This window comes from Streptomyces sp. NPDC046881 (genome assembly GCF_040645015.1).
Lineage (GTDB): Bacteria > Actinomycetota > Actinomycetes > Streptomycetales > Streptomycetaceae > Streptomyces.
This window is the reverse complement of sequence record NZ_JBEYXJ010000029.1, coordinates 50,236-66,582: the sequence shown is the minus strand read 5'-3', so window position 1 is coordinate 66,582 and position 16,347 is coordinate 50,236. Positions and strand designations below refer to the sequence as shown.

Annotated in this window: 23 protein-coding genes and 1 pseudogene; 12 read left to right on the top strand and 12 right to left on the bottom strand. The window is 68.9% G+C overall.

What is annotated here, in order from left to right; genetic code table 11:
- Positions 1-74 precede the first annotated feature (74 nt).
- On the bottom strand, positions 75-863 hold the full coding sequence (locus ABZ923_RS16865) for a GntR family transcriptional regulator (protein WP_361471665.1): 789 nt from the start codon (positions 861-863) through the stop codon (positions 75-77).
- Positions 864-972: 109 nt separating this feature from the next.
- Here ABZ923_RS16865 and ABZ923_RS16860 point away from each other — a divergent pair, with 109 nt between their 5' ends.
- The 4 genes from ABZ923_RS16860 to ABZ923_RS16845 are packed head-to-tail and all read left to right on the top strand — an operon-like array spanning position 973 to position 2,543.
- On the top strand, positions 973-1,380 hold the full coding sequence (locus ABZ923_RS16860; RefSeq protein WP_361471696.1) for an NUDIX hydrolase: 408 nt from the start codon (positions 973-975) through the stop codon (positions 1,378-1,380).
- Positions 1,381-1,426: 46 nt separating this feature from the next.
- Positions 1,427-1,855 carry an ATP-binding protein gene (locus tag ABZ923_RS16855; protein WP_361471662.1) on the top strand — a complete coding sequence of 143 codons (429 nt, stop codon included), beginning with the start codon at positions 1,427-1,429 and terminating at the stop codon, positions 1,853-1,855.
- Positions 1,849-2,238 carry a hypothetical protein gene (locus ABZ923_RS16850; protein WP_079161434.1) on the top strand — a complete coding sequence of 130 codons (390 nt, stop codon included), beginning with the start codon at positions 1,849-1,851 and terminating at the stop codon, positions 2,236-2,238. The genes ABZ923_RS16855 and ABZ923_RS16850 overlap by 7 nt, the downstream gene beginning before the upstream one ends.
- Before the next feature lie 53 nt (positions 2,239-2,291).
- A complete protein-coding gene (locus tag ABZ923_RS16845; protein ID WP_361471659.1) occupies positions 2,292-2,543 on the top strand; it encodes a hypothetical protein in 252 nt (83 codons plus the stop codon).
- 386 nt (positions 2,544-2,929) lie between these two features.
- Here ABZ923_RS16845 and ABZ923_RS16840 read toward each other — a convergent pair whose 3' ends face one another.
- From ABZ923_RS16840 to ABZ923_RS16825, 4 genes and pseudogenes are all read right to left on the bottom strand, one after another.
- Complete coding sequence (locus ABZ923_RS16840; RefSeq protein ID WP_361471693.1) at positions 2,930-3,724, bottom strand: hypothetical protein; 795 nt, start codon at positions 3,722-3,724, stop codon at positions 2,930-2,932.
- Positions 3,717-4,055 (bottom strand): hypothetical protein, encoded by a 339-nt coding sequence (locus ABZ923_RS16835; protein WP_361471656.1) that lies wholly within the window; start codon positions 4,053-4,055, stop codon positions 3,717-3,719. The genes ABZ923_RS16840 and ABZ923_RS16835 overlap by 8 nt, the downstream gene beginning before the upstream one ends.
- Positions 4,056-5,004: 949 nt before the next feature.
- Positions 5,005-5,397 (bottom strand): hypothetical protein, encoded by a 393-nt coding sequence (locus ABZ923_RS16830; protein WP_361471653.1) that lies wholly within the window; start codon positions 5,395-5,397, stop codon positions 5,005-5,007.
- A gap of 113 nt (positions 5,398-5,510) precedes the next feature.
- Positions 5,511-5,750 (bottom strand): annotated as a pseudogene (locus tag ABZ923_RS16825) (site-specific integrase); the annotation flags it as partial.
- Positions 5,751-5,842: 92 nt separating this feature from the next.
- Between ABZ923_RS16825 and ABZ923_RS16820 the strand changes: the two are divergent.
- Positions 5,843-6,304 (top strand): DUF6578 domain-containing protein, encoded by a 462-nt coding sequence (locus ABZ923_RS16820; protein ID WP_361471651.1) that lies wholly within the window; start codon positions 5,843-5,845, stop codon positions 6,302-6,304.
- On the opposite strand, the gene ABZ923_RS16815 is transcribed toward ABZ923_RS16820, so the two are convergent.
- On the bottom strand, positions 6,301-7,059 hold the full coding sequence (locus ABZ923_RS16815; protein WP_361471648.1) for a hypothetical protein: 759 nt from the start codon (positions 7,057-7,059) through the stop codon (positions 6,301-6,303). The two genes, ABZ923_RS16820 and ABZ923_RS16815, sit on opposite strands and share 4 nt — an antisense overlap.
- 180 nt (positions 7,060-7,239) lie before the next feature.
- Between ABZ923_RS16815 and ABZ923_RS16810 the strand changes: the two genes are divergently transcribed.
- On the top strand, positions 7,240-7,560 hold the full coding sequence (locus tag ABZ923_RS16810) for a GYD domain-containing protein (RefSeq protein ID WP_361471646.1): 321 nt from the start codon (positions 7,240-7,242) through the stop codon (positions 7,558-7,560).
- An 88-nt stretch (positions 7,561-7,648) separates the two neighbouring features.
- A complete protein-coding gene (locus ABZ923_RS16805; RefSeq protein WP_361471643.1) occupies positions 7,649-7,822 on the top strand; it encodes a hypothetical protein in 174 nt (57 codons plus the stop codon).
- Positions 7,823-7,933: 111 nt separating this feature from the next.
- Here the strand turns inward: ABZ923_RS16805 and ABZ923_RS16800 are convergent, their stop codons facing one another.
- From ABZ923_RS16800 to ABZ923_RS16790, 3 genes are all read right to left on the bottom strand, one after another.
- Positions 7,934-8,320, bottom strand: a complete 387-nt coding sequence (locus ABZ923_RS16800) for a hypothetical protein (RefSeq protein ID WP_361471641.1) — start codon at positions 8,318-8,320, stop codon at positions 7,934-7,936.
- Between the two features lie 98 nt (positions 8,321-8,418).
- A complete protein-coding gene (locus ABZ923_RS16795) occupies positions 8,419-8,934 on the bottom strand; it encodes a hypothetical protein (protein WP_361471639.1) in 516 nt (171 codons plus the stop codon).
- Between the two features lie 193 nt (positions 8,935-9,127).
- Positions 9,128-9,502: a hypothetical protein gene (locus tag ABZ923_RS16790; RefSeq protein ID WP_361471636.1), complete on the bottom strand. Its 375-nt coding sequence runs from the start codon at positions 9,500-9,502 to the stop codon at positions 9,128-9,130.
- 210 nt (positions 9,503-9,712) lie between these two features.
- Here ABZ923_RS16790 and ABZ923_RS16785 point away from each other — a divergent pair, with 210 nt between their 5' ends.
- Positions 9,713-10,186 carry a carboxymuconolactone decarboxylase family protein gene (locus ABZ923_RS16785; protein WP_361471633.1) on the top strand — a complete coding sequence of 158 codons (474 nt, stop codon included), beginning with the start codon at positions 9,713-9,715 and terminating at the stop codon, positions 10,184-10,186.
- A 25-nt stretch (positions 10,187-10,211) separates the two neighbouring features.
- Here the strand turns inward: ABZ923_RS16785 and ABZ923_RS16780 are convergent, their stop codons facing one another.
- The gene (locus tag ABZ923_RS16780; protein ID WP_361471630.1) at positions 10,212-10,673 is read right to left on the bottom strand and encodes a DUF2000 domain-containing protein; all 462 of its coding nucleotides are present in this window, start codon (positions 10,671-10,673) and stop codon (positions 10,212-10,214) included.
- A gap of 49 nt (positions 10,674-10,722) precedes the next feature.
- On the opposite strand from ABZ923_RS16780, the gene ABZ923_RS16775 reads away from it, so the two are divergent.
- A complete protein-coding gene (locus ABZ923_RS16775) occupies positions 10,723-11,517 on the top strand; it encodes an AraC family transcriptional regulator (protein ID WP_361471627.1) in 795 nt (264 codons plus the stop codon).
- Between the two features lie 60 nt (positions 11,518-11,577).
- Positions 11,578-11,940 carry a hypothetical protein gene (locus tag ABZ923_RS16770; RefSeq protein WP_361471624.1) on the top strand — a complete coding sequence of 121 codons (363 nt, stop codon included), beginning with the start codon at positions 11,578-11,580 and terminating at the stop codon, positions 11,938-11,940.
- 18 nt (positions 11,941-11,958) lie between these two features.
- Here ABZ923_RS16770 and ABZ923_RS16765 read toward each other — a convergent pair whose 3' ends face one another.
- On the bottom strand, positions 11,959-12,459 hold the full coding sequence (locus tag ABZ923_RS16765) for a YbjN domain-containing protein (RefSeq protein WP_361471621.1): 501 nt from the start codon (positions 12,457-12,459) through the stop codon (positions 11,959-11,961).
- Positions 12,452-13,789 carry a D-inositol-3-phosphate glycosyltransferase gene (mshA, locus tag ABZ923_RS16760; RefSeq protein ID WP_361471618.1) on the bottom strand — a complete coding sequence of 446 codons (1,338 nt, stop codon included), beginning with the start codon at positions 13,787-13,789 and terminating at the stop codon, positions 12,452-12,454. The genes ABZ923_RS16765 and mshA overlap by 8 nt, the downstream gene beginning before the upstream one ends.
- A gap of 301 nt (positions 13,790-14,090) precedes the next feature.
- Here mshA and ABZ923_RS16755 point away from each other — a divergent pair, with 301 nt between their 5' ends.
- Together ABZ923_RS16755 and ABZ923_RS16750 are read left to right on the top strand one after the other, a co-directional pair.
- Entirely contained in the window at positions 14,091-14,825 is a 735-nt protein-coding gene (locus ABZ923_RS16755; RefSeq protein WP_361471690.1) for a class I SAM-dependent methyltransferase, read from the top strand.
- Positions 14,826-15,053: 228 nt separating this feature from the next.
- Positions 15,054-16,157, top strand: a complete 1,104-nt coding sequence (locus ABZ923_RS16750; protein WP_361471615.1) for an NlpC/P60 family protein — start codon at positions 15,054-15,056, stop codon at positions 16,155-16,157.
- Positions 16,158-16,347 lie beyond the last annotated feature (190 nt).

Below are 16,347 nucleotides of genomic sequence, written 5' to 3'. Positions count from 1 at the left end.
CGTCTATACGAGTAAGCATTTCGGTGTGTACGAGTTCGGAGAAGCGTCCCCGCGCACTACCGCCGCTCCCGGGATCAGATCGCCGGGAGCTGGTACGACAGGACGTACGCGTCCGCCGCCATGACCGTGTCGCAGACCTCGACGGCACGTACCTCGGTGTCGAAGGCGGTCCGGATCAGGTGGATGACGGGCACGCCGGCCGCCAGGTGCAGGAGCTTGACCTCTGCGGGCGAGGGCATGCGGGCGCGGATCTCTTCCTCGAAGTGGTCGAGGTGGTGCCCCAGCTCTTCGAGACGGGCGTAGATGCCACCGGGACCCGGGTTGGGCTCGGCGATAGGAGTGCCGCGGGCGATGTCGAGCGGGAGGTAGGAGGTCGCGAACTCGACCGGCCGCCCGTCGAGGAGATACCGGCGCCGACGAGCGAGGACCCGCCGCACCGACCCGAGCCGGGTGGAGATGTCCTGGCTTGCCTTCTCTTCCTTGACTTCAAGGCTGTCGACCGTGGGATGGCTGTCTGCGGCGTCGGCCTCAACGATGAAGGCGGACTTGCCCTGCTCGCGGTGACGCCGGGCGAACCGGTCGGAGGCGAGCCGGCGCACGGGGGGACGCGGCCGGACGAAGACGCCCTTGCCGTGCTCGGCGTGCACCAGGCCCTCACCGGTGAGGACGGAGAAGGAGTTCCGCACGGTCATCCGGGAGACTCCGTAGTGCTCGACCAGCTCGGCTTCGGAGGGCAGCTTCTCGCCCTCGCGGAATCGCCCACGGTCGATGGCCTCGCGCAGCTGGTCGGCGATCTGCCGGAAGACCGCACGATCGCTCGTGGGGTCGAGATCACCGAGGAGGCCCGAAGGAAGAGGGTTCACGTGAGTACTCCTTTAGGTATCTAGACGAGTGGGCGAGTTCTGTTGCTACGGTGGAGAGCCTAGCCAGCCGAGAGGGCCGAGGAACGTGAGCACTGAACGCCCGCACTCCGTGAGCGTCGCCGGGGTCGTCGTGGACGACCAGGGCCGGGCCCTCCTGATCCAGCGCAGGGACAACGGTCACTGGGAGCCGCCGGGCGGCGTCCTCGAACGCGAGGAGACCATCCCGGAAGCCCTTCAGCGCGAAGTCCTCGAAGAGACCGGCATCAAGATCGCGCTTCCCGCGACTCTGACCGGCGTCTACAAGAACATGACGGGCTTGATCGTCTCGCTGGCCTTCCGCTGTGAAGCCGCCGACGGTGTGCCCACCACCGGTGACGAGACCCGCGCGCTGCGCTGGGCCACCCGCGAAGAGGTCACCGAGCTTGCCGACGAGGCGTACGCGATCCGCGTCCTGGACGCACTCGACGCGACGACCCCGCCAGCCATCCGCGCCCACGACGGCGTGAAACTCGTCTAGCCCGAACCCGCTGCACATGGCGGCCTACCAGCGTAAAGGAACTTGTATGCACGAGTATACGAGTACAGCTCGGGTCTGGGGGCTGAGTTGCCCAGGATTCCCGGAAGAGGTGAGCCGGGCCCGTCGCTGGACCCGTGACATCCTGCGCGGCTCCCCTTTAGCGGAGGACGCCGAACTGATCGTGAGCGAGCTGAGCGCGAACGCGATCCTCCACACGGCGAGCGGCCGGGAGCACGGCACCTTCCACCTGGCCGTCGCGGTCTCCGCTCAGGTGGTGGCCGTCTCGGTCACGGACGACGGCGGCACGGGGACGGCCCCGAAGGTCGAGCACCAGGACCAGGACGCCGAGCACGGCCGGGGTCTAGGCATGGTCAGCGTCATCGCTCACCGGGTCGTCGTGCACGACAGCGACCAGGGCCACACGGTCACCGCGGAGCTATACGCAGAAGCACTGCGGGGAGGTCATTCGTGCTGAGTCAGGCAACCCGCCGCGGCTTCTGGTGCGAGTGCTGGACAGAAGACCTCACCGAGCAGCGGGGGCCGGCACTCCTGGCATCCTTCGATGCCTACTCGGCACCGCAGGCCGACCGATGGGTGGCGGTGGCACTCCGCACGATCTCACCAGCCTTGGACCCGGACGCTTCAGACGAGGCGTGGGAGTGGCTGCACGACGGCCGCGCCGAGACCAGGCGAGCCCTACTGCGGTCGGAGTCCTGCACGGTGTCAGTCGTACACGCCGACACCCGCGTCACTTGGACCATCCGACCGGTGGCCTACCTACCGCTAGCCCATCGGACAGAGCTCCCGCCCTGCGCCTATGAGTTCAGCCCCAGAACTAGGGTGTCCCCTCTCAACTGACATTGAAGGCCCGGCCTCGTACCTGAAGCCGGGCCTCAGGCATGCTCGGGCACATGAGCGCCTACAGCAGCGACTTGGATCTGACGGTCACCGACGCAACCGGCAACGGCGTCGAGGTGGACGTGGCAACGAACCTGCTGAACGGCATCGTGCGGCTGTCCGTGCTGTGGACCCAGGAGATCTACCTGCACCCCGACGATGCCGAACAGGTAGCCCAGTCACTGCTACGAGCTGCCGAACACGGCCGCCGCATCGCGGAAGCCCGAGACTCGGGAACTGACCAAACCACCAGCTCCGGCAACTGAGTTACAACCTTCTTTACTGGTTCAAGGCCCGCGCAAGTGCGGGCGCGCGCCGCCTCTGCGGCGCGGCCCTGCCTCCTGTCTGCGCCCCGGCTGGCCGCGCCCGGCGGCGCTACGTGCTGCGGGCGAAGGTGGGAACACCTTGCGTGGCTGTTGTCCGGCTCCACGGTTTTATGGCGCGAGCCAGATCACGGCCCCAACTTCGTGCTTTACCGGGCAGAACTGAGGAAGAGACCGTCTCATGCATGATCTGGGCGTCGCGCTCAACGCTTCGGCGGCCCAAGTACTTACCGACACCGACGAAGAGTATCTACACGCACTCCTTGACCACGCTCCACTCCCGCCAAGATAGGGCCCGCAGGACCGGTCACCCATTGGCTCAGCCGTCATTAGACGACAGGGCAGACTTTCAAGCCGGCCGCGCGAGATTTGCTAATAGCTGTCGTCGCGTAACGTTCCGACTCGCGTATATGACTATTCGCCTGCTCAATATCCCCCAATGATCCAAGATCAGCTGCAATTTTCAACTGCCCTGCTGCTGCATCAGCGTGAGAAAGAGCCTCACTAACATCGCCCTGAAGTCCGGTGGGGACCTTGAGTTTCCGCCAGTCCCTGAGGGCTGACTGGATTATGGCTTCCCGTTTTATTAGGTACGCAGTATAGATCTCAGGCTCCTGTTGCCATGGCTCCGGACCAAGTTCCTCAAGTTCCGCGCGATGCTTTGAGCAAGCTCTATCTGCTTTCTCAATGTATTCGTTCTGCGCAGCCTCGGTGCCCAAATAATGATACGTAATCAAGAGGATCGGAACCGCTGCCAGAACACCACCCAAGATGCCGATCGTAAAGGCCCTTTTTCCGGTCGGTTTCTTCGAGTGCTGTGAGTTTGAAGTCTTAATTCCCTGCTTTACATACGAAGCATTGAGTGGGGCCTGACTTTCTTGATCGTCACTCTTTTCGCCCGACGACGGCGTCGAAGTCTGATCTTCAAGGGCCGATAGGACCCGTTGCAGATCCTCATTGTTCGAGGCGTCGATAGTGATCTGTGCACCATCTCGCTCAATGGTTACTTGTACGCTGCCGCTATGGCGATCTCTCCGTGAAAGGAACGCGTGGACTGCCAGGGCGAGTGCAGAAAGGGCGGTAGCCGCAGATACGATAATGATCGCCAGAAAGGAACTATTCATCACCCTGCCACCACTCTACAATGAAAGCACTAGACCCCGCCGTCACGATTGTGGCAATGAAGAAAATAGTCGAGTAGAGAGCAACGGTGTCGGCATCAATTTTCAGCTTGGTCTGCGCCGCAGAAGACACGAAGGCAAAGAGGCCGGCCGTCACGACGGCGATGAGGATATTGAGTGATACGAGGAAGCCGAGCATGTTCTCATGCCCAGTCCCCTTGCGGGTGATGATCTGACCTGCTGCAGCAGCCGACAGGCTCGTGGTGACGATGAGTAGCTCTCCGCGCCCCAGTAGCTCGGTCAAGCTGATCCCGTTCTGGCTGAAAGTGTTCATAAGGTGGCCTAATGCTATCGGTAGCACACCGAAAACGACTCCGAAGAAGAACCAATGTTGCAGCTTGGGGCCGACAGCCCTCCACTGCGAGCTTGTCTCTGCTGTGGCTACTGCGGTTGCAGAAGCAGCTGGATTGTTCGCCGACGTAACGCCCGAATCCGTCTGCGTTCCACCAGCGCTGGCGCTGCCCCCCTCGGAACTGCCAGGGTTGCTCGAATTAGTCAACCCGTCGCCCCCTCTCTGCCGCCATTCGCTTTGCGGCGGTCCAGAACATACCCACCCCAAGCAGCCACCGTCTCGGATTCGGACAACTACGAGGGCATAGGATCACCAGGCGCACTCCAGCCGCACCGCCTGACATCGCTAGAGGAACCGGTGTGGCGGTTGTACGTTGCCTGGGCTGGGTGACCTCATCTGATGATCCGAACTCGATCGAGTCAACCGTGGGCAGGCTGGTCGCGTGGCGACGTCCAGGTGCTGGCCGCGATCGGGTGGTGTTGGTAGCGACGTGCTGATGTACCAGCGTGGCTGAGGCCGGTGGGGGTGTGGCGAGGCACACGCGCGCCTGGTCGGTCGGCTGACGCGGCGTCGTGGCGGGCTTTCGTCGGTTGAGGCCGAGACGGACCTGCGACGTAGGTGCCGGCCGTCAGCCGAACGACGCTCCGTATCGGGCAAGGCTGGGCCGTCTCTGGGCCGTCCGAGGCCGCTCACCAGTGGCCAAGGACGGCCAATGACGACCACCAGACGCGTGCGCCCACCGCCCCTGACCAGCAAAAACCCAACTCACCAAGATCCCCGACAAGACCCAGGGCAAGAAGAAGTAAGCTACGTGATCAGGCCTCCCACCTGCGCATACGGCGCGGATGGGAGGCATTTTCATGATCCGGAACCTCTCTGGAACCTCAGGAAACCGTGGCCGAGCCCGGCATGGCTGTGGCTGGACAGCGGCTCAGTATCGTCGGACCAAACGCTCAAGCTTGGCGGCGTACTCGGCATCCTGTTCTCGACGATGTTCGATGTACGGCCAAGCCTTGGCACAGGTCCTGGGCAGGTTCGGGAAGATGTTCTTGACGTCCACCAGATCGACCAGTCGTCGCTCTACGAGGAAGCCGACCAGCTCAAGCTGCTGCAGCAGATCGCTAAGATCACTGCGATCTTCGACGTTCAGTTGGCCCAGATCGCCGAGCTCGCCATCCCGAAGGCGCCTGCGGATCTTGTTCAGGGTGGGCGACTGGCATTCCTTGTGCACTGCCAGCAAGGTCGTGATCGCGCGTGAGTCCTTGGCTTCCCCCACCTGTCGAGCCGCGAAGACGAGCGCAGCGACCACACTCACCGTGCTCAAGACTGAACTCACCGTACCAATTGCATCCCACATGCCTGTGCACGCTCCGGTGTACGAGAGAAGTTGACCGGCCTTTCGGGACGTACCCTCCCAGGCACGTGCACAGGCGCTTGTCATGATTGTTCCGGCCTGAGTGCCCTGCCGAGAGCCTTCCGGGCGCGATCCCGGCTGCTCGGCATCAGGTGCGCGTACGCCTTGAGCGTCAGCCCGGATCGGAGTGCCCGAGGTACATAGAAGTGCCGCAGGGCGTGCATGCCGTGCTCTCGGGCGGCGGCGTGATCACGGCTCTTGGCCTTGGGAATGACGCCCGCCTTGGCAAGCGTGGGCTTCCAGTGGCCAAGCGTCGAAGACCAGCAGGGGGCGCCGCCCCGGCCGACGTTGCCATGGCGGTCGTGCACCTGTTCCACGCTCAGGCGCTGACGGGTACTCGGTCGACAATGGCGGTGTGACGTTGACGATTTGGGTCGATGACTGGCGGATCCAGTGCTGCGGAGAGAGCTTCGCGCCGGGGGATGTCGTCTCCTGGACGCTGATGGAGGTCGATCCGGAGGATTACGTCGACGTCGTCGGCAGTGAACGTGCGGAGGGGATCGACTTCCGCGAGGAGCATCACGGCCAGGAGGAGGGGCGCGCGCCCACCTCGGTGCGGGTGGTGTCGATCGCCGAGGTGCACTGTCGTTACGGGATACCCCCGGGTGCTGCGGACAAAGTGAACCACCCCGTGCCGGGCACGACCGTGCTGGTTCCGGTCGACAAGGCGGACGGGTGGGCGAAGGCCAGGCCGGGCGTTGGCTTCGCGGGTTATCTGGTGACGGCCCGGCCTGTCACCGGCCGGTATGACCATCCTCCGAAGGCCGGCAGCGGCAACCGCCTTGGACGTGAGGGGGATGAGGAAGAGCCGGGCTAGAGGTCGTCGCGTTCGGTGAGTGAGCCGTCAGGGCCCAGAGAGAAGAAGCGCGGTGGGCCCATGGTTTCCCTGACCCTGTGCAACGCCGCTTGCCGCTCCGCGGGGTCGGGGCCGTGCGGGTCCCGGACCCGGAAGCCGTGCAGTCGGATGCTGTCCGGGTCGATGTCGTCCGGCTCGGGGCGGCCCTCCAGTACGAAGCCGCAGAGCGCGCGCAGTGCGTCTTCGCCCAGTTCGAGGGGGTGGAACGGCAGTGGGTACGGCTCCTCGTCCCCGTCCGGGAGGGGAAGGACGTCGGCCGGGTGGTCTCCGGCCCAGTAGGGCAGTTCGAAGGAGAATGGTTCGCCGATGTTCTCGATGATGCCGCTGCCCGGGGACAGGCTCAGGGAGCGGACGAGTCGGCCGTCCTCCCACACGGCGAACGCGAGCCAGTCCACGACGCTGTGCATGGCGTGCAGCACGAGCCGCCGGCCGACGCTCGCCGCCACGAGGTGTTCCGGGAGCCGGGAAGGAAAGTCGATCATCACCCTCTGGTCGCCGATGACCTCGAGGCCGGGCCAGCTCGCCGCGTACGCCGTCCCCTCCGGGGGGTATACGCCCTCCCAGAGAGTCGAGCCCCCGCTTTGCTCCGTCTCCCAGCCCGGGTAGAGCCGCCGCATCATGCCGGCCGTGCGTGCGGGGTCCGCTGGGCCCGCTTCTCGCAGCAGCCCCGGCACATCGGCGTCGGCGTACACCAGAAAGCCCGTCTTGGCTCCCAAAGCCCCTCCCCAGGGTGTGGCTCTCGTCGGCGGGTGCACCGTAGCCGCCCCCACTGACAACGCGAGATGGCGAAGCCCGCTCGGCTTCCGGGTGAATCAAGCTGTTCGGTGGGTGGCGGCCGACGTGACAGCGGGTAGGCCATGGTGCTGTCGGAGAAGAAGCGGACAGGGAGCGGCCCCATGCCGAAGTTCCTCATCCAGGCCACCTACACCCCAGAGGGCACGAAGGGGCTGCTCAAGGAAGGCGCCAGCGGCCGCCGCGACGCCGTCGACCGGGTCGTCGCCGGCCTGGGCGGGACGGTCGAGGCCATGTACTTCGCCTTCGGGCAGGACGACCTCGTGTGCATCATCGACCTCCCCGACCCGGTGTCGATGGCCGCCGTCAGCCTCACCGTGAAGGCCAGCGGTGCCCTCTCCACCCGGGCCACTCCCCTCCTCACACTCGAAGAGATCGACGAGGCCACCCGTCGGCAGGTCGTCTTCCGCGCTCCCGGCGCGTAGGGGAACGCCGGGATCCCTCGGGCTCGCGCGCCGGGACATGCCTCCCCTCTCCCGGGGGCACTCGGCCAGTGAGCGTGGAGGTGTCGAGATGAGCGCCGGAGAGAAAGCCAAAGCGAAAGCCGAACAGGTCGTGGGAAGGGCCGTACGAACGCTGGCCCACGCGGTACACAAGAACGATCTCGCGGCGAAGGGGGCCGCCCTCGAAGCGCGAGGCAGGATGCGGGGCGCGAAAGAGGGGGCCAAGGGCTACTTCAAGCACTGAGAATCTGCCGCACCAGGCCGGACCTCGGCGGTCCGGCCGCGCGCGGCCCGGCTTCCCGGCCGGGCCTGCGCTCGTCGGCGTCCTGCTCCGGCCCGCCCCAGTGACCGGCCGCTATCGCTCGCCCCCGCCGCGGTGGCCGTGGCCGGAGCCGCCGACGGTTTCGTGGCCGCCGCCTCGCTGGGCGGCCGCGTGGTGGTTCAGCACCTTCATGATCTCCGAGGCCAGCACCTCTGCCAGGGCGGGCGCGAGGGATTCCGCCATCGCGGTCGCGAGGGTTTGCGCGAGCAGCACCCTTTCCAGTTCCGAGGAACGGGAAGGGGGCCGGGAAAGGAACGCCACGGCCGCTTCCATCATGGCTCCCGCCAGTGGGTCCCGTCCGTTTTTGACACCGGTGGCGGCATGGGGGATTCCGGCGTCGCGCACGATTTCCTCGAAGATCTCGTCGACGAAGGCCCCCAAGGGATCCCGTTCCGATTTGTCGCCGGACTCAGTTGCCATTGTGTTTCCTCAGGTCTTCGGTTGCCGTTGCCGTACGGGACCTGCCCCCCGATGCCGGCGACTGCCGGGACCGGAGGGCAGAGTGTCGCTGTTTGCTGTCAGCGGCGCATGAGCGCGGCGAGCAGGAGGGGGTGCTGGATCAGCGACTCACCACGCTCTTCGCGGCGGCGGCGCATCAGCGCGGCGAGGAGAAGCGGGTGCTCGATGATCGACTCCTCACCGCTCTCCTCACGGCGGCGGCGCATCAGCGCGGCGAGGAGAAGCGGGTGCTCGATGATCGACTCCTGGCCGCTCTCCTCACGGCGGCGGCGCATCAGCGCGGCGAGCAGGAGGGGATGGGCGATCGACTCCTCACCGCTCTCCTCGCGGCGGCGGCGCATGAGCGCGGCGAGCAGGAGGGGGTTCTCGATGATCGACTCCTGGCCGCCCTCCTCGCGGCGGCGCGCGAGCGCGGCCAGGAGGAGCGGGTGCTCAATGATCGGTTCCTCGCCGCGCTCCTCACGCCGGGACAGCAAGGCTGCCAGCAGAAGCGGGCCGATGGCGGATTCCTCGCCGAACTCTTCCTGGCCTGTCCCGGCCTTTTCACGAGTGGGAGTCTCCGTCGCTGCCGTCATGGTTTCCTCTTTCTTCGACGCATGACTCGGCGGAGTGCTCGGCTGCCCCAGGCAGGCCTCACGCCGCTCCGCCCTTCAGTACGATCATCGGTGTGCGCGATGCCGCCCGCATTTCGATCATCCTCCGAATGGCCGCCGAGAACACCGGGGAATCACATAGGGGAATCCGGGGCCGGCGTCGTTTTCACGGCCGTCAGGACAAATCCGGTACGCAGCCGAACCAGTTCGCCACGCGCCCGTCCCTCGTGTAGCCCAGGCACCTCATGGTTTTGTCGTGCAAGGTGCTGGTGCCCTCGAGGGATTCGCCCAGGTAGTCGGTCCTGTGGCGGGGCTGGACCAGGGTGTCGATGTCGATGACGTACCAGCGGTGCCGCTGGTCCGGGATGTCGCAACCGCGGGCGGTGACGTTGCGGCTGGGACCCTCGCTCCAGATCGGGCGTTCGGCACGGTCGCAGTGGGCCTTCCCGGAAGCGGCGGCGGTGCCGGCGCCGGTGCCGAGCAGTGCTGCGGCGCCGGTGACCAGCGCTGCGGCAGTGCCGAGCAGGCGGTGTGCGGTGCGGTTCGTCACGGGGTCCTCCTGACGGGTGGGGCCTGATGTGAGCCTCACACGCCCTCAGGCGTCCGTCCTGGCGGGCGGGGGGCCGGTCCCACCTCCCGGTGACGGACGTGGTGCCAATGCAGCAGCAGGCGTGACGCGGGTCACACGCGGCCGTGTCACATCCTCGTCGCCCCCACCGTCCATGAGGTGCAAGCAGCCGCAACCACTCGGGAGCACACCATGGACGCTCGGCTCGACCTCCACGCCAACCCCGTCGCCGGCAAGCTGTTCAAGCACTTCAACGCCGCAGGGAAGGTGATCGCGGAGTCCCCGCTGCCCGCTGCCACGCAGGAGTTGGTGAAGCTGCGGGCCAGCCAGATCAACGGGTGCGGGTTCTGCACCGACATGCACACCAAGGAGGCCCTGCACCACGGGGAGACGCAGACCCGGCTGAACCTGGTCGCGGCCTGGCGGGAGGCCACCGTGTTCAGCGACGCCGAGCGGGCCGCGCTGGAGCTGACGGAGCAGGCGACCCGGATCGCCGACGCGGCCGGCGGGGTCCCGGACGAGGTCTGGGCGAACGCCACCAAGCACTACGACGAGGACCAGCTCGCCGCCCTGATCGCCCTCATCGCGCTGATCAACGCCTACAACCGGGCGAACGTCATCGTCCAGCAGCCCGCCGGCGACTACGTGCCCGGCATGTTCGGCTGAGGAACACCGGCCCGCCGGTGCACCGTCACGGATGCATCCGCGCGCCCTTCAGGACCTTGTCCACGCCGTTCCGGGGGCCGTACACCGCCAGGCCCACCAGGTCCAGGTCGGCCGTCGGGACGGCCCGGACCGCGGCACGGTTGTCACGGTCGTGGCCCGTGGCGAACAGGTCCGCCGTGAACACCGCACAGGGCAGGGCGCGGCCCAGTGCCCTGTCGTGGGCCGCCCGCAGGGTCTCCTTCCCGCCCTCGAAGACCAGCACCGGCTGGCGGAACATGGGCAGGTACGGCACTCCGTCCGCGTCCTCGTACGGGGCGCCGATCACCTCGGGGACCGTGGTGCCCAGGCCGCTGACCAGGAACGCGGTGACGTTCAGCCGCTGCCAGGTCTCCAGGTCGTCGCGCAGCAGGACGGCGATCTTCGTGTCGAAGCGGACGGGGGCGGTGCCGGGGCCGGCGTTCGGTTCGGTGTTCGGTTCGGTGTTCATGGAGTGAGACTCGCCGCTGGAGCGCGGCCGCGTCTTGTACGTTCCTTGCATGGCCGCCGGGCAGGAAGTCACCGCGTGGCGCCCCCGGGTGCCGGGCGTCACCGAGGTCTTCCACGCCCGCTTCACCGAGTACGCCTATCCGATGCACGTCCACGACGCCTGGACGCTGCTGATCGTGGACGACGGGGCCGTACGGTACGACCTGGACCGGCACGAGCACGGCACCCCGCACGACACCGTGTCGCTGCTGCCGCCGCACGTGCCGCACAACGGGTCGCCGGCCACGCCGGGAGGCTTCCGCAAGCGGGTGGTCTACCTGGACGGCAGCCGGCTCGGGGAGGAGTTCATCGGACCGGCCGTGGACTCCCCCGACCTGCGGGACCCCGTACTCCGGCGGCGGGTCGGGCAGTTGCACTCCGCCCTGGCCCGGCCCGGCGACGAGCTGGAGGCGGAGAGCCGGCTGGCCCTCGTCGCCGAGCGGCTGCGGGACCATCTGCGCCGGCGGCCCCGGCAGGGCCGGCTCGGGGATCCTGTACTCGCCCGTGAGCTGCGGGAGTTGCTGGACGCGCGGGTCGTCGAGGGGATCTCGCTGGAGGACGCGGGCCGGCTGCTGCACGCCCATCCGGCGCATCTCGTCCGGGCGTTCAGCGGTGCGTACGGCATCGCCCCGCACCAGTACCTGATGTCCCGGCGGGTCGGGCGGGCCCGGCGGCTGCTGCTCGACGGGCTGCCACCGGGCGAGGTGGCCCCGGTGGCCGGGTTCTACGACCAGGCCCATCTCACCCGGCACTTCAAGAGGCTGGTCGGGGTCACGCCGGGGCGCTACCGGAACGGTGGACGCTGAACCTCGTACGGGAGGTCCTGGGATGTCGGCGGGACGTCCTCTGCGGAAGGCCCTCGTCCGGTGATCGTCGTCGCCGCCCTCGGCGTCGGCGTGGCCCTGGCGGCTCCCTCGGACGACGGCTCCCGCCACGGGCGGGGCGTCACCGGCACCGAGCCGTCGAGCGTGCCGAGCGGGGACGCGTCCGGCGGGGGCGTCACCGGCTCGGGCAGCACCGGCGGGGTCGTCACCGCCGGCACCTCGGACGGCAGCGTCGACGCCGGCACCTCGGACGGCAGCAGCACGGGCGACGGCGACCCCAGCCCGACCGCCCGCACCCCCGCCCTCGAGCTGCCGACCAAGAAGGAACCGGCCGACGCGCTGCGGGCGTTCGCCGACGAACTGGACCACGGCGGCAGCGGAGAGCCCGAGCCGGACCCGTCCTGAACGACCGCTCGCCCGGGGTCAGTCCGCCGGGCGGTCGATCAGGTGCATGAACGCCTCCAGGTTCCGCGTGGACTCGCCGCGTGAGACCCGCCAGGCGTACTCCTTGCGGATCGAGGAGGCGAAACCCAGTTCCAGGAGCGTGTTGAAGGCGCCGTCGGCCGCTTCCAGGACCTGGCCGAGGAGGCGGTCGACCTCGTCCGGGGTGACGGAGGCGAGGGGCAGCCGGGAGGTGACGTAGACGTCGCCGAGGCGGTCGACGGCGTAACTCACGCCGTAGAGCTTGAGGTTGCGCTCCAGCAGCCAGCGGTGGACGCCGGCCTCGTTCTCGTCGGGGTGGCGGATGACGAAGGCGTTCAGCGACAGGGAGTGGCGGCCGACGAGGAAGGACACCGTGGTGGACAGCTTCCGGCTGCCGGGGAGCTTGACCACGTAGTTCCCGGGCTCGGGGTTCTCCCACTCCAGCTCCGCGTCCTCGAAGACGCCCTCCAGGACCTGACCGGCCTTCTCCACGTCACCCATGGTGGGAGCGTACGCGACGGCGGTGTGACTGGGTCGCGGCCGTGTAGACGTCGGCGGTGGCGGCGGCGGCCGTGTCCCAGCCGAAGGACTGGGCGTGCCGGGCGGCGGCCTCGCCCATGCGCGGGGTGAGGTCCGGGTGGTCGGCGAAGCGGCGCAGCACGCGCGCGTAGTCGGCCGGGTCGTGGCCGTCGACGAGGAAGCCGGTCTCGCCGTCGCGCACGGCGACCGGCAGGCCGCCGACGGAGGCCGCGAGGACGGGGGTGCCGGTCGCCTGCGCCTCGACGGCGACCAGGCCGAAGGACTCGCTGTACGACGGCATGACCAGCACGGAAGCGGCCCGGAACCAGTCCGCCAGCTGGTCCTGGCCGACCGGCGGGCGGAACCGTACGACGTCCGCGATGCCCAGCCGGGCCGCGAGCTTCTGCAGGCCCTCCGGCTTGGCGAGCCCGCTGCCGCTGGGGCCGCCGACGATCGGGACGAGGATGCGGGAGCGCAGGTCGGGGCGCTCGTCCAGCAGGACGGCCACGGCACGCAGGAGGACGTCCGGTGCCTTCAGGGGCTGTATGCGGCCGGCGAAGAGCGGGATCAGGGCGTCCTGCGGGAGACCGAGGCGGGCGCGGGCGGCGGCCCGGCCGTCGGCGGTGCGGAAGCGGTCGAGGTTGACGCCGGGGTGGACCACGGCGACCTTGGCCGGGTCGGCCGCGTAGTGCCGTACCAGCTCGCCGGCCTCCTCGGCGGTGTTGGCGATGAGCCGGTCGGCGGCGGACACGATCTGGGTCTCGCCGATGACGCGGGCGGCGGGCTCGGGGGTGTCGCCGTCGGCCAGGTTGGCGTTCTTGACCTTGGCCATGGTGTGCATGGCGTGCACCAGGGGCACGCCCCAGCGCTGGGCGGCGAGCCAGCCGACGTGGCCGGAGAGCCAGTAGTGCGAGTGGACGAGGTCGTAGTGGCCGGGGCGGTGGCCGGCCCAGGCCTGCATGACGCCGTGCGTGAAGGCGCACAGCTGGGCGGGGAGGTCCTCCTTGGCCAGGCCCTCGTAGGGGCCCGCGTCGACGTGCCGGACGAGGACGCCGGGGGCCAGCTCCACCGAGGGCGGCAGGCCGCCGGCCGTGGCCCGGGTGAAGATCTCCACCTCGATGTTGATCGCGGCCAGCCGCTGGGCCAGCTCCACGATGTAGACGTTCATGCCGCCGGCGTCGCCGGTGCCGGGCTGGTGGAGCGGGGAGGTGTGCACGGAGAGCATGGCCACCCGGCGGGGCCTGCGGTACAGCCGGAGCCGCGTGCCGGCCGACGGGGAGCGTCGCCCGAGCCTGCTGACGTACTGGCTCACGTGGCGTTCCTCCTTGCTGCGGGCATGCCTGCCGAGGGCCCACCTCGCCCTCAAGGGGGTCCAACAGCGAGCGGGTGCCCGGTCATTTCCCGTACAACCGGCTTTACCGAATCATTACCCCTGATCGATCAACGGTTCGAATACGGCTCGCGTCCGCGGGGCGCCCCGGAGGCCGCTTACCCTCGTACGCATGGCAGCCCGCACAACGTCCCTCCCCCACTCCCGGCCTCGTGCGGGCAAGGGGACCCCCGTCGTGGGCACGGTGACGCGCGGGACGACCAACCCCAACCGGCTCCGCCGCATGGACCGCTGGATCGCGGCCGTGCACGGCGCCGCGCTGCGGCGCGCGAACGATCCGGTGGCCGTCGACCTGGGCTACGGCGCCGCGCCCTGGACGGCCGTGGAACTGCTGACCCGGCTGCGCGCGGCCGCGCCCCGCGCGCGTGTGGTCGGCATCGAGATCGAGCCCGCCCGGGTCGCCGCGGCCCGGCCGTACGAGCGCGAGGGCCTGGTCTTCCGGCACGGCGGCTTCGAGGTGCCGATCCCCGAGCGGCCGCTGCTGATCCGCGCGGCGAACGTCCTGCGCCAGTACGACGAGGACGAGGTCGCCGCGGTCTGGCGGCAGCTGTGCGCGCGGCTCGCGCCGGACGGGCTGCTGGTCGAGGGGACGTGCGACGAGATCGGACGACGGCACGTGTGGGTGGCGCTCGGCCCCGAGGGCCCGCGCACGGTCACCTTCGCCACCCGGCTCGGGTCCCTGGACCGCCCCTCCGACCTCGCCGAACGCCTGCCGAAGGCGCTGATCCACCGCAACGTCCCGGGCGAGCCGGTGCACTCCTTCCTCCGCGACTTCGACCGCGCCTGGGCCGCCGCCGCGCCGTACGCGTCCTACGGCGCCCGGCAGCGCTGGCTGCGCGCGGTACGGGACCTGACGGCCGACTGGCCGGTGACGGACTCCCCGGCCCGCCGGCGGCAGGGCGAAGTGACCGTGGACTGGGCCGCGTTGGCGCCCCGGGGCGGGCCGGGTCCCAGCTGACCCCGCCGGGCCGGGCACCACCGCCCGTGCGTACATCACCCGTTCGGGTCGCCGGAGACGGAACGATCCCGGTGCGTCGTTCGTCACACCGGCGAGGAGATCGTCGTATCCGGCGGTGAGCGGGGGAAATCCGGTTTCCGACGACCTCTGTCGCTTTGCGCGCGACCGTGGCACGATCCCTCAGGCGACCGTAAGTTACTGACGGTAAATCAGTTTGGGGGAAGAGGTATGCGTTCGGGCAAGCGCGGGCTGCTCACGGCCGCCCTGACCGTGCTCTGCGCGGTGACCGTCCTCTCGGCACCCGGCACGGCGTTCGCGTCCGTCGCTCCCGCCCCCACGCAGAAGGCGGCCCCCTCGCCCACGGCGTCCCCCGCACCGGCGGCGACTCCCGCGCCGGACAAGGATCTTGAGGAGGTCCGCGAGAAGCTCGACCGGCTCTACCACGACGCGGCCGTGGCCACCGACGCCTACAACGCGGCCGAGGAGAAGGCGAAGAAGCAGTCCGCCGAGATCGTGGCGCTGGCGAAGAAGATCGTCGAGGGCCGGCGGAAGCTGGAGAAGCTCAAGGACCAGGCGGGCGCCGCGGCCCGCGACCAGTACCGCACCGGCGGCCTGTCCTCCAGTGCCCAGTTCCTGCTGAGCGACGACCCGGGCCAGTTCCTCGACGGCGCCGGCCGGGTGCTCCAGGGCCAGCGGGCGGCGAAGACGCTGATGGACGAAAAGGCGCGGACCCAGCGGGACTTGCAGCGGTACGCCGACGACGCCTCCGACCGCTGGCAGCAGCTGGAGGCCAACCGCAAGGCCAAGGCCGCCGCCAAGAAGAAGATCGAGAAGCAGATCGACACGGCCGAGGAACTCCAGTCCCGGCTGGAGAAGAAGGAGAAGGAGCGGCTCGCCCGGCTGGAGCAGGAGGCCGCGGACAAGGCGCAGACGGCCTGGCTGGACACCGGCGTCCTCAAGGACGTCCACGGCAAGGCCTCCGCGCAGGGCGAGAAGGCCGTGAAGTACGCCACCCAGCAGCTCGGCAAGCCGTACGTGTGGGGCGCCGAGGGGCCGGACTCCTTCGACTGCTCGGGCCTGACCTCCCAGGCCTGGGCGGCGGCCGGGCACCCCGTGCCGCGTACCTCGCAGGAGCAGTGGAAGCAGCTCCGGCGCGTCGACGTGAAGGACATGCGCCCCGGCGACCTCGTCATCTACTTCTCCGACGCCAGCCACGTCGGGATGTACATCGGCGACGGCGCGATCGTCCACGCCCCGCGCCCCGGGCGCACGGTGACGATCGCGGGCGCCGGCTCGATGCCGATCCTGGGCGTCGTACGACCGGACGCGTGAGCGCCCCCGGGGCGTCCGGCCGGCCGTGCCATGTACCCGGTGCGCGACGCACCGTGGCCCCGGTGACGTGCGTCATGTGACCCACCGCACGGCCAACGCCCGCCCAAACGCACGCAGGACGTGAGCTTCGTCATCCCTTCCGGGCGGCCACCGTGTCCAACTGCGGTACAAAACGCGGCATATGACAGCG